The sequence below is a fragment of the Pseudomonas sp. Fl4BN1 genome (assembly GCF_009908285.1).
In the GTDB taxonomy this organism is placed as follows: Bacteria; Pseudomonadota; Gammaproteobacteria; order Pseudomonadales; family Pseudomonadaceae; genus Aquipseudomonas.
Map to the genome: position 1 here is coordinate 42,005 of NZ_JAAARM010000038.1, position 11,192 is coordinate 53,196.

General features: G+C 57.1%; 10 protein-coding genes. 7 read left to right on the forward strand and 3 right to left on the reverse strand.

From position 1 onward, the window contains the following. Window positions 1-32 precede the first annotated feature (32 nt). Complete coding sequence (locus GV818_RS28555; RefSeq protein ID WP_161778135.1) at window positions 33-392, forward strand: hypothetical protein; 360 nt, start codon at window positions 33-35, stop codon at window positions 390-392. A 134-nt stretch (window positions 393-526) separates the two neighbouring features. Here the strand turns inward: GV818_RS28555 and GV818_RS28560 are convergent, their stop codons facing one another. Beyond that, the gene (locus tag GV818_RS28560) at window positions 527-2,047 is read right to left on the reverse strand and encodes a 2OG-Fe(II) oxygenase (protein ID WP_161778136.1); all 1,521 of its coding nucleotides are present in this window, start codon (window positions 2,045-2,047) and stop codon (window positions 527-529) included. A 104-nt stretch (window positions 2,048-2,151) separates the two neighbouring features. Between GV818_RS28560 and GV818_RS28565 the strand changes: the two genes are divergently transcribed. The 3 genes from GV818_RS28565 (at window position 2,152) to GV818_RS28575 (ending at window position 3,876) form a co-directional block, all read left to right on the forward strand. Beyond that, a complete protein-coding gene (locus GV818_RS28565; protein WP_161778137.1) occupies window positions 2,152-2,760 on the forward strand; it encodes a TetR/AcrR family transcriptional regulator in 609 nt (202 codons plus the stop codon). Window positions 2,761-2,966: 206 nt separating this feature from the next. Beyond that, window positions 2,967-3,437: an HD domain-containing protein gene (locus GV818_RS28570; protein ID WP_256679545.1), complete on the forward strand. Its 471-nt coding sequence runs from the start codon at window positions 2,967-2,969 to the stop codon at window positions 3,435-3,437. A 154-nt stretch (window positions 3,438-3,591) separates the two neighbouring features. After that, a complete protein-coding gene (locus GV818_RS28575; protein ID WP_178125161.1) occupies window positions 3,592-3,876 on the forward strand; it encodes a bacteriocin immunity protein in 285 nt (94 codons plus the stop codon). Between the two features lie 64 nt (window positions 3,877-3,940). Here GV818_RS28575 and GV818_RS28580 read toward each other — a convergent pair whose 3' ends face one another. Next, entirely contained in the window at window positions 3,941-4,894 is a 954-nt protein-coding gene (locus GV818_RS28580; RefSeq protein ID WP_161778139.1) for a LysR substrate-binding domain-containing protein, read from the reverse strand. A gap of 49 nt (window positions 4,895-4,943) precedes the next feature. On the opposite strand from GV818_RS28580, the gene GV818_RS28585 reads away from it, so the two are divergent. The 3 genes from GV818_RS28585 to GV818_RS28595 all read left to right on the forward strand — a co-directional run bounded on the left by GV818_RS28585 (window position 4,944) and on the right by GV818_RS28595 (window position 10,818). Beyond that, window positions 4,944-5,750, forward strand: coding sequence for an NAD(P)H-dependent oxidoreductase (locus tag GV818_RS28585; protein WP_161778140.1), 807 nt, complete (start codon window positions 4,944-4,946; stop codon window positions 5,748-5,750). 47 nt (window positions 5,751-5,797) lie between these two features. Next, window positions 5,798-6,088 (forward strand): DUF1330 domain-containing protein, encoded by a 291-nt coding sequence (locus GV818_RS28590; RefSeq protein ID WP_161778141.1) that lies wholly within the window; start codon window positions 5,798-5,800, stop codon window positions 6,086-6,088. 536 nt (window positions 6,089-6,624) lie between these two features. Further along, window positions 6,625-10,818, forward strand: coding sequence for an NACHT domain-containing protein (locus GV818_RS28595; protein ID WP_161778142.1), 4,194 nt, complete (start codon window positions 6,625-6,627; stop codon window positions 10,816-10,818). A gap of 265 nt (window positions 10,819-11,083) precedes the next feature. Here the strand turns inward: GV818_RS28595 and GV818_RS28605 are convergent. Continuing rightward, the coding region (locus tag GV818_RS28605) for an IS3 family transposase (RefSeq protein WP_161778143.1) at window positions 11,084-11,192 on the reverse strand (109 nt) is incomplete at its 5' end.

Consider the following 11,192-nt stretch of genomic DNA (forward strand, 5'->3'; position numbering starts at 1 on the left):
CGTGTTGAAGTCCATGCTCGCAAGGGAGCCCAATGAGCACTGAAAAGCCAGAGCTTTTGTTCATCCTTCAAAGGTTTCTAGATAAGGTTTATGAGAAGGCTTCGAAAAGCCAGAGTGGTTTACTCAGAAGAAACCATGGCCATTACACATACGCCAATGAAATGCTCTTCGTCTACGTGACCATTTTCCCTAAAGAGGTTGAGCTTGTTTTTGAGAGCAAGCCGGTAGGTAACGGGGTTTTTAGTATTGCTTTGGATATGTGCATGTCCAGCGGAGAAGTACTGGCTGGCGACCTGCTATCTCTGAATGGGAGATGCGAGGAGATCAGCGCGGCATTGGCCTCGCAAGAAGATTGGGTATTGACCCTGTTGTTGAAGTGCTTGGACAACTGATTCTTTTTTCGAGAGCGCGGACACCGCAGGCGTTTCGGTTTGCCGGTTCGCGAGCGCCAAGTTCATGCATTGACCGTTTCTGGCTGAAAGCGGACCCGGCCGATACGCAGGTGGCCGGGATGCCGCTGCCCACCTCAACGCGGAGCCGGGTCGCCATGCACCATGATCCGGCCGTCATATCCACAACTGATCCAGCGACCGGACCCGGTGGGGAGCACATCGGTTGCAAAGTTGTCGTGCGACCCGATGATCGCCCCCTGGCGTGATGACAGATTCCACCGGCTAACGAGTCCATCCTCGCCGCATGTCAGCAGCACGTGCCGCGCCTCGAATCGCACGCGCCGGACAGACCCGTCATGAGCGGCAAAGCTATCCATGAGCGCCAGCCTCGGGCCGGTGGCTAGCAGGTGCACCGTTCCGTCAAGATCACCCACAGCCAAGGTGACGCTGCCATCGGCGTCGATCCAGCTGGCCAGTGTCCTCAGGGGGCGGCCCAGATCGATCATGTGCAGGAAGTCCCGCTCTTCGGGTTGCCACAGCTTGATCGTTGCGTCCTCCGATGCGGTGGCGAAACCGCCGTCGCCCGAAGGCGCGATGGCCCAGATCCAACTGTCGTGAGCCTGGCGCCTGTCCGCTGCGCCCGAGGTCAGGTTCCAGAGTGTCACGCGGCCGTCGGCGGTCCCGGTGACGAGACGGCCACAGTCCAGCCGTGCACAGGACAGTGCGGCCGAGTCCGAGGTGCCGACCAGCGTTGACGTCCCGGTCGCCAGGGACCAGCGCCGGATCGTGCGGTCTCGCGAGTGCGACACCAGCTCGCCAGGCGCCGTCTCTACCAGGCCGAGGATCGACTGTGTATGTCCGTCGAGCTGGCCCAGGCACTCGCCCTCGCGATCCCAAAGCCGGATGGTTGCGTCGCGCCCAGCGCTTGCAAAGCCCATCTCTCCAAGGCTGGCCAGCGCCCAGATGTATCCTTTGTGGCCAGGCTGGAAGGGGCCGTCGGCCTGCGGGGGATGCTGCGGCTCGTACATCAGGTCACTGCGCAGGACGTATTTTTGGCCAGAGTCCACTAGGGCGCCCGCGTGCCACAGCGCGTGGTCGAACACGATCAGGCTGCCCTTGCGCGGCCGCAGGCAGAGGCGGGCATTGCGGCCCGACATGGCCGCGGACCTTCCCTCGAAGAACAGCGTCTCGCCGCCGCTGAAGGCATCGTCGTTAAGATAAATCATGAAGGTCAGGCGTGACTGTGTGTGCTGGCGATGGTGCACACCATCCTGGTGAGCGCGGAACTGGGTGCCGGGCCGGTAGCGGCAAAAGCGCAACCGCTCATTGACACCGACCATGCGCCAGCGGTCCTCGTCCAGCATCGCACCGAGTCCCGGTGCCCGTGAGGCGCAGTGGGTCAAACGTTCGAAAAGTCGCCCGGCCAGGGCTGGGTCGTCGGCCACGATCCGGTCGTTGTCACGGTAGGAGGGCGGGTAGTCGGACCCAGCGTTGGCGAACCCGAGCTTTTCCGCAGCTTCCACCAAGGCTTCGCACTCGCTTGCCGAGAGAAACCCGTGTACGAGGATGCACCGCACAGCGTCACCCAGAGGCCGCTCGACCGTGACCGAGGGAGCGTTGGCTCTCGCCGCCAGTATTTCAGCGAAGGATTTCATGGTGATCTCCAAAGTTGGTCTATTGACCAACATTTGGCAAGCTAGGGTGTAGCGAAGCCGATGTCAATGCTAGGCTGGTCGCATGACCAATATTGGAGGATCACATGGCACGCCGTTCGAACACCGATGAAAGGCGCGGCCAGATCGTGGCGGCACTCCAGGCCGTCATGGCCAGGACCGGCTACGCCGGCGCCACCATCGCAGCCATCGCCCGGCACGCGGAGCTCGCTCCCGGCCTTGTGCATTACCACTTCAAGGACAAGCGCGAGATCCTGGTGGCCCTGGTCAACTCGCTGGCCGGCTACGCCCAGCAGCGCTACGAGTCCCGGGCTGCTACGGCCCAAACGGCCGAGCAAAGGCTGCAGGCCTACATTGCCGCACACCTTGCCTACGGCTCGGACGCGCAACCCGATGCGGTTGCCGCGTGGGTGATGATCGGCGAACAGTCGGCGCACGACCCTGACGTGCGCGAGATCTATCAGGCTGTGCTAGCGGCGCAGATGAAACTCCTCAAAGGCCTGCTCCGGCAGCGATTCGCCGAACGTGGACGCCGCGTCCGGCGGCTCGACTCGCTCGTGGCTGGCATTACCTGTTTTATCCAGGGGGCGTTCACGCTGTCCACCACGGCGCGGCCGCTGCTGCCGGAGGCCTTCGCCGCACCGACCTTGAGCGCCTGGGTGGAGCGTTACATCGATGGGGAGCAGGAGCGATGACGGAATCAGCGCAAGGGGGCAGCAACCCATTCTCCACCAGCGTGCCCAAGGTTCCTGAGGGTGTGGGTTGCACCGCCTGGGCTCGCGTCTGGGCGGAGCTTGGAGTCGAATGCCCGCCGCAAGAAACATACGCAGAGCTCGTTCGACACTACTGCGAGCCGCACCGTGCGTACCACAACTGCCAGCATTTGGATGAATGCCTGCGGGTGCGTCGACTGATCAACGCGGCCTGTCATGCCCCCGCTGAAGTCGACCTCGCACTCTGGTTCCATGACGCCCTATACGACCCCCTTCGCAGCGACAACGAACGGCGCAGTGCGCAATGGCTGGACGACGTGGCCCGGGATAACGGCCTGGGCGATGAGGTGCGAAGCAGACTGCACGGCCTGATCATGGTGACGCGGCACGACGGCGCTCCAGCGTCGGCAGACGAGGCAGTGTTGGTGGATACGGATCTGGCGATCCTTGGGGCATCGGCTGAGCGGTTCGAGGAATACGACCGGCAAGTCCGCCGCGAGTACCGATATGTGCCGCTGTTTGTCTACCGACGAAAGCGGCGCCAGGTCCTGGAGGGTTTCCTGGCACGCGAGCGCATCTATGCGACTGCCCCATACTTCGATGCATTCGAACAGCAAGCTCGCGCAAATCTTGCACGCGCCATCGACCGCCTCGGCTGAGGGGCTGGCCGCAATTGCCTGGGTGATCGGTGCAAATCGGCGCAGAAGCGCTCTACAAAGCCGGGGCTGTTCAGGCACCCTGGCGAACGCATTGCACAGGCTGGGGCGGTGTACGACGCAGCAAGCTCCAGGGTAACCCCCCCACGAAATCCCATTGACCTTCACCCGAGAAAACAGGCACAACGTGGAAGAAACTTCTGACTTTACCGAAGCCGAATTCATTTCCTTCGTCAACAACATACGGCTCGTCAACAAGGGCGGGACGGGGCACGAGCTAGGTGAGTTGCTTGAGACGTTCAGTAGGCTCGCAGGCCATCCAGATGGCTACGACCTGATTTTCCACCCTGAACCCGGCGCCGATAACTCCGCCGAGGGTGTCACCAGGACAGTGAAGCAATGGCGCAAGGCCCAGGGGCTGCCGGGATTCAAGAACGACTGATTGCAGCGTCACCCACATCAAGAGACGCACTCAGGGTGAAAGATGGCCAGTAACTGCCATTCGGTCACTGCAGGCCATCACCGTCGCTACTCTGTGCAGCTTTGATCAGCCAATCACGCAACTGCCTTGCTACCGCACCCAGAGGCCGATCATTACTGCTGACCAGGTAGTAACCTTTCCCGGTCCACAGCGTGTACGGAAACAGCTGCACCAAGCTTCCGCGCTCTACATCATCTTCCACCAGCCAAGGGCTGGTCAGTACCAGACCCTGCCCGCGCCGGGCAGCGTCGATGGCCATTTCCGACTGATCGAAACGCAGGTCGCTGGTCATGCCGTCGAAGGACAGACCGACTTGCCCCAGCCATCGCGACCAATTTGAGTGAGAGGTGGTGAAGAGCAGAGTCGCACGCACCATGTCATCCAGCCTGGTCAGTTGCAGGCGCTCGCGGTAGGCAGGGCTGCAATAGACTCTGACCTCGTCACGCAGCAGCAACTGGACATCCAGATTGTCGTCTTGGCCGTCGAAATACCGCACCGCCAGATCGTAGGTTCGGGAGTGAAAATCCACCGTCTCGGTCGAGGCACTCAGGTGAAGCTTCAAGCCAGGATGGCTACCGGTCAGGGAGGGCATGCGCCTCGCGAACCAAGTGTTGGCGAACGCGGGTGGCAAGCTGAGTCGCACCTGAGATGCGCTGCGCCCCTGTACAGCGGCGTTAGCTTCGTCGATCTGTTGTAGCGCCGGCTTGATCTGTTCCCAGTAGTGCGACGCTTCTTCGGTCGGCTGCAATTTGCGCACGGTACGTACGAACAATGGGACGCCTAGCCACTCTTCCAACTTGCGAATCTGCTGGCCCACCGCTCCCGGCGTGACAAACAGTTGTTGAGCCGCCAGCACCGCGCTACCTGTCTGCATGACGGCATCGAAGCAAGCGATGGCCTTGAGCGGAGTATCGGATCGCATGGTGTAGTTTTTCTCTTTCATAGCGTTAAAACAGATGATTTGTACCGCTTTGGCCACGTCAGGACAATCACCTCATCAGTCGTACCAACTATGCAGGTGCCAAGACATGAATATTCTGATCATCCACGCTCATCCCGAGCCGCGGTCATTCAATGGAGCCATGACGCAGACCGCCGTGCGCACACTCACAGAGCAGGGGCATGACGTACAGGTCAGCGACCTTTACGCCATGGGTTGGAGCGCAGCGCTTCAACCAGATGATTTTGCTGATCGCGCCGACGCCGACTATTTTGATCCATCAACGGAACAAGAACATGCCCAGGCCACGGCATCGATTTGCAGAGCGGTCGAGCGCGAACAAGCCAAAGTCGAATGGGCTGACCTGGTGATTTTGCAGTTTCCGATGTGGTGGTTTTCCATGCCCGCCATGCTCAAAGGCTGGGTCGACCGGGTCTTCAGCCGTGGCTTTGCCTACTCATCCGGGCGCAAATATGAAACCGGACACCTCACCGGCAAACGCGCCATGCTCAGTCTGACTACGGGTACCGCCAGTTCCCTGTACCAGCCCAACGGTATTGATGGCGACCTCCACCACATCCTCTGGCCCATCCATAACGGCATCCTGGCCTACACCGGCTTCACCGTGCTGCCGCCTTATGCTGCATGGATGCCTGCCCGAGTCAGCCAACAGCAACGTGAACAGTACCTGCAGGAATATGCCGAACGGCTGTCTCGGCTGGACGATCTGCAACCGTTGTTCTTCCACCCTCGTCGAGACTACGACGAGCATCAGCAGCTCAAGCCGGGTGTCATCGCCCGCTCCGGCGTCCAGTGGAACCCTCGCGCTGGTCAGACTCAGGTGGAGTCGGCTTCATGCTTTGCACAGCAGCATCCTCAGGATGAAAAGGCCTGACAAGCGCAACAAACAAAAGAACGCAAATCTGCATATGGGGCAATCAAGTGAAAGGCTATTGGATCATTTTCGGCTCGGATGTCATCGATGCGAATGCACAGCAGGAATACAGCCGACTGTGGGCGCCTATCAGCGAAAGGTATGGAGCAAAGGTCAGGCTTCTGCAACCTGGAGTGCTGGTGGAGGCCTTGACCAGCAAGCGGGTACTTGCCGTCGAGTTTCCCAGCTACGAACAGGCCCAAGCCTGCAATATAGATCCTGCCTATGCCGAAGCGAGACTGTTTGCGTTAAGCGCTTACAAGCGCGAAATGATCATTATTGAAGGCGATTTGGCGTAATAGCAGAGCGGGCCGACGGAGGGTGGCTTCCCTGGGCGACGAGCGCAACTTAACTGTCGCTGGTTGATTGAAAGCCGCTGGTGGTAACAGGCAGCAACCGACCCATTCTGACTGACTCAGGTGTTGCAATGAAGGATCGAAGTGGGTCGCAGGCAGCTAATCGCTAACGACCGCTGTTGGCCGATTGTTGCCCATTGGGAGCGACTCCCAATTGGCCAGTTTTCGCTTTTCAGTTTGCTCGTTGAAACTGAAAGCAACTCGGAACACACTCAGGCTCTACGATCTCATGATCATTAGCTATACCTCATTTAATAGAGGTGTGAATTATTAATTCTGGGTTTTGAATGTCTATACGTGACGATTTTCGGGCCAAAACGATTCGCGGTCTTGCCGCTCGTGTGGGCTACCACTGCTCGAATCCATCCTGCATGCGCTCGACTTCCGGCCCAGCATTAGCTGAGGAGGGGACGGTCAATATCGGTGTCGGCGCGCACATAGCAGCGGCGGCGCCAGGAGGGAAACGTTACGATCCCAACATGAGTTCGGCCGAGCGCAGCAGCCCCTTGAACGGCATCTGGATGTGCCAGAGTTGTTCAAAACTCATCGATTCCGACGATTCGCGCTTTACGGTCGCACTGCTGCACGAATGGAAAAATAAGGCGATACAACGGGCCCTCGACGCGATCGCGGGTGGCGAACCGTTAGGTTCTATTAGACCTAATGATTTACTCGATGATGCAGACCAGGATTTTCTCCGCGGGCTCAATCTTCCAACTGTTGAAGCGATCGGTGCGGTTGGAGGAAGACTTCGTACGGCGACATTGAGAGACATTCAAGGATTTCGAGCTGCACCTGGTCAACTTGCGCGAACCATCGCGCTAACACTGAGACTTGAAGGTAGTTCCACACCTCAAGTGACATTTGAAAGCTTTGCACGACTTGTATCGCTTGCTGAGCCGGTTGGCGTTGTCTCGGTAGGCGGCGCGGGGAAATCGACCACGCTTTTACAGCTAGCAGAATGCATGGGCAATCAGGAAGGTTTGATTCCTTTGCTTGTCCCCCTCGGTGAGTGGTCTGACCGACAGGAAGACTTTTACGATTTCGTCCTGCGTCGTAACGCTTTCTATGGCATTAGGCGAGAACATCTGATGCAACTGGCCTACCATGGGAATCTTGCTCTGCTTTTAGATGGCTGGAATGAACTGCCAGCTGATGCTCGGTTGCGAGCAACTCGTGACCTGAAGGCGTTACAGCGTGACTACCCGCAACTCGGCATTGTCATCAGCTCAAGACGTCAGGCTCTACCGGATGTTCGGCCGATTATCGTGATCGATCCCCTTTCCGATGAGCAACAGCTAGAGATCGCCCAAGCGGTTAGGGGGGATGAAGGAGTTGGTTTTGTGGATAGGGCATGGCGAACGCGTGGTGTGCGCGAGCTAGTGAGCAATCCTCTTTATCTAAATGCTTTGCTGACGTTGCCGATAGGTGCGGCGTTCCCGGTGACAAAGGAAGCGGTGTTGCGCATGTTTGTGCAGCAGAATGAGAGCGCACCTGAGAAAGTCGAGCGTTTGCAGCGAGATACTCTTGGTGAACATAACGCTTTTTTGATTGGGCTCGCAGTCGAAGCATCCCGTGGCGCGAATACTATAGTCTCCAGCAGCAGCGCTAATCGCATCATTTCAGAAGTCACGAAGTGTCTTATCGCGTCAGGGCAAATTGGCTCAGCGCCGCAACCCCGTGCAATTGTTGACGGGTTAGTTGCCGCGCACTTATTGGTTCGCTCGGCTGGCACCGACGGAGCAGTAAGTTTCCAACATCAGTTGTTCCAAGACTGGTACGCGTCTTTGGAAGTCGAGCGTGTGATGCGTGAGGCGTCAGCAGGTGATGCCGATGCGCTTAGCAGGCTGCGCGAACAGATGTTCAATTGGTCTAGCTGGGAGGATTCGATCCTCTTCGCATGCGACAGAGTTTCACGTGAAGGCGAGGAGGGAGCGCAGACAGTCGCAGTTGCGATTAATGATGCACTGGGTATTGACCCGATTTTGGCTGCCGTCATGCTCGAACGGGCCGATGATTTGGTATGGCAGAAAGTGCGCGATCGAGTGCTTATTTTTATCGAGCGCTGGCACAGTCCCGGTGAAATCGATAGAGCGGTGCGATTCATGGTCGCCGCGGGTAAGCCCGATTTCGCGCAGACAATTTGGCCGTTTGTGTCAAATACAAACGATCAAATTCAGTTCGCACTATTTAGAGTATGTGATCGTTTTCACCCCGGTGTCCTCGGCGTCGATAGCGCGATCCGTTTGCGTACGTTACCTGCGGCCCAGCGACTAATAGCCTTCCCTGAGATCGCAAGCAATAGTGGATTCGATGGTTTGGAGTTAGCGGCTGAACTGGCTGCTTCCGAACCTGATCCCGAGGTCGTTGTTGCTGTGGTAACGGCTCTTGCATTCCGCCGCGCTGACCGACATGTGAAACTAATTTTGGAGACGGCTTCGGATGCTGTTTGGAGAGCAATAGCGGAGGAGGGTTTCCCAGACCACCTTGCTGACGAGCAACTCAACGCTCGCCTTTTGAATGAGCGAGAAACTGTACGCATTGCGGATGCTGGGCCAGGGCGACTGCTTGAATGGATGTTGCAGGAGAGTCCTGAAGATGCGGAATGCCATATTACGCAGCTGATTGGCACGGCCGAGTTCGAACCTAATGGTAGGGGGATCGAGCATGCAGTGATGACTTCATTCTCAAAGTATCCTCTCGCCGTTGCTGCTGGGCTTGTTGCCAGAATCGCCGCTGATCTATCACTTCCTTATCACGTCGAGGACTATCTCAATCAGACTCCACTGATCGACTCAGGACCAGTAGCTGAGGCCGCTATTGACCCCCTCACCCCGGATCGACGTTTAAATGCTGCTGCGGCTGTCATTGGCCCGGTCACCATCGCTGCGCTCTTCGACCAGTTATTTGTAATAGATAGTCAACTGGAAGCACTGGGGCGATACGATGAGCAATTGTCGAAAGCCCATTATCGATTGGTAGGTGCGCTATCTGGTACACGGCAAAACGTTTTTGCACAGGTGCTTATTTCCATATCCGAAGAGGCTGGCTATCGTCGTATCGGTTTGTTAGCTGATGTGCTCGCCCGCCATGGCCGGGATGGAGGTGATACGAAGCCTCCGTTTGATGAAGCACATCGCTCAAATTTGTCTCGTGTCGTCGAAACTTGGATGGACACACTGCAAGCTGCTCCAGTGTTAGCTCGTAACGTTGCTTCTGAATTAGCTCGCGCCGCTGAAAGAGTTGCGGATGCAACGCTGGCTGAGCCTTTGTTCAACCTCCTCGAACGTGACTTGGTTGAGTATGAGTCTGCACGCTCTAGTTGGCTTCAGGCAGCGGGACGTGGAGGGGTGGTCCCAATGGGGTATACGTTGATGTACACCCGGGCCTTAGCGGCTATGCATGACGCACCTGCCGTCGCGGTTCTCATTCGTGGATTGGGTGATTTACGTTGGGGCAAGGAGGCAGCCGGGGCGTTGCTGGAGATCTGGCAGGCCGGTAATTCCCCTTCACATAAGCCGAATTTCAATCGGTCGACCGACTATTCGAATCATCTGATTCGGAGAGCAGAACGTGCTACGCAACGCCCTGCAACGTCGCATTTTGCTGAGTCGATTTTTGCTGTGGTGATGGGTTTCGGAGTCGCTTCAAAGCCCGATGCTGAACAGAAGCATGCTCTCGCCCTTGCTGGGACATGTCTTGCTTTACCGCACGGAGTAAAGTGCCAAGAAATAGATTTGCTTCTGTCGCTTCCTCAACCGACACCGTGCAAGCATCGCTTACTGGTAAATGCTGCTCGCGCAGGCGAAGTTATTCCCTCTGCGATACTGATGGAAGGTGTGCAGGCGCTACTCTCCGAAGCCCAGGAGCAAAGATGGCGACTTGACGAGAATCGCGGTGAGTTGATGGGCTGGATTGATCTATTCCCTTTTTCCGACAGTCCAGAACGGGTACACGATGCCATTTTCATGTTGTCGGATCAGCACCGCAGCCCGAACGCGTTGCGGCGTCTGTTGGAGACCATTCCCCAAAGCCCCGCTGATACTGCGTTTGTCATGCTAGAACGTCTGGCCGCTGACATCCCCGAGTTTTTGCGTGATTCCCAATGGACAAGCGCAATGTTGAGTTTGAACACTCAAGAGGCGGCTGTTGCTGTGCTTGAGCATCTTGGCGAGGGCAGAATCCCAGCAGGGGATGGTTTTCACTTGTCGTCTGAGTTAACCAGGCTCGCCAATTTGCTCCCTGATTTTCATAGGAGTCTGATCAAGCGCTACCTTGCACTACCCCCTGGAAATACTCGCCGAGTTCTCGAAATGGCAATGGATGACTTACCTGGTGAGGACAACTTCATGGCGCTTTTTGACGGTAATGTCGAAGCTACTCATTCTTTTCAAAACCTGGGTTGGGCGCTAAGAAACCTAGCTATTTCCCGGCGACCCTCGGAGCAGTGGCGGGGCGCTTTTGAGGAGTTTGGATTGCCACTGACAGGGATGCGTGCGCGACTATTCGCAATGTTACCTGCCAACGATGCACGCTCATGGCTGGCCAAACAGTGCTTGCTGGCAATTGAAGAGTACCGAGACGAAAATGGTCGGATTAATGACGAGCCGCGGCATCCGGATATAGCGACGGGGCGAGCATGGCCGCCGGAGGCCGAAACTCAATTCGCGTGACGTGATTATTGAGCCGGAATACCCAGCGAGTTGCAGGCTCTATTTTAGTCGACACGTCCGAAGGTTTGCTTCTGGCCGTTTCGTAAGCTAGACCGTTTGTGCGTGCTTTTGAAGAAGGCTCCGAAGGCTTGGAAAGTCCGGTGAGCCGTTAGGAGTAGGAAGTATGGATTGCTACCTGTGCAGTGAGACTCTGACGCCTCAAAACGATTCTGGTGAACACATCATCCCTAACTCAATTGGCGGGATATGAATCGCCCCGGATTCTCTAGACACCTTGCAAGCTCATTGCGTAACGCTTTTCAAACTCTACCGGTGACAGGTGCTTGTTGAAACCATGGCGGCGTTTTACGTTGTAGAACATCTCGATGTAATCG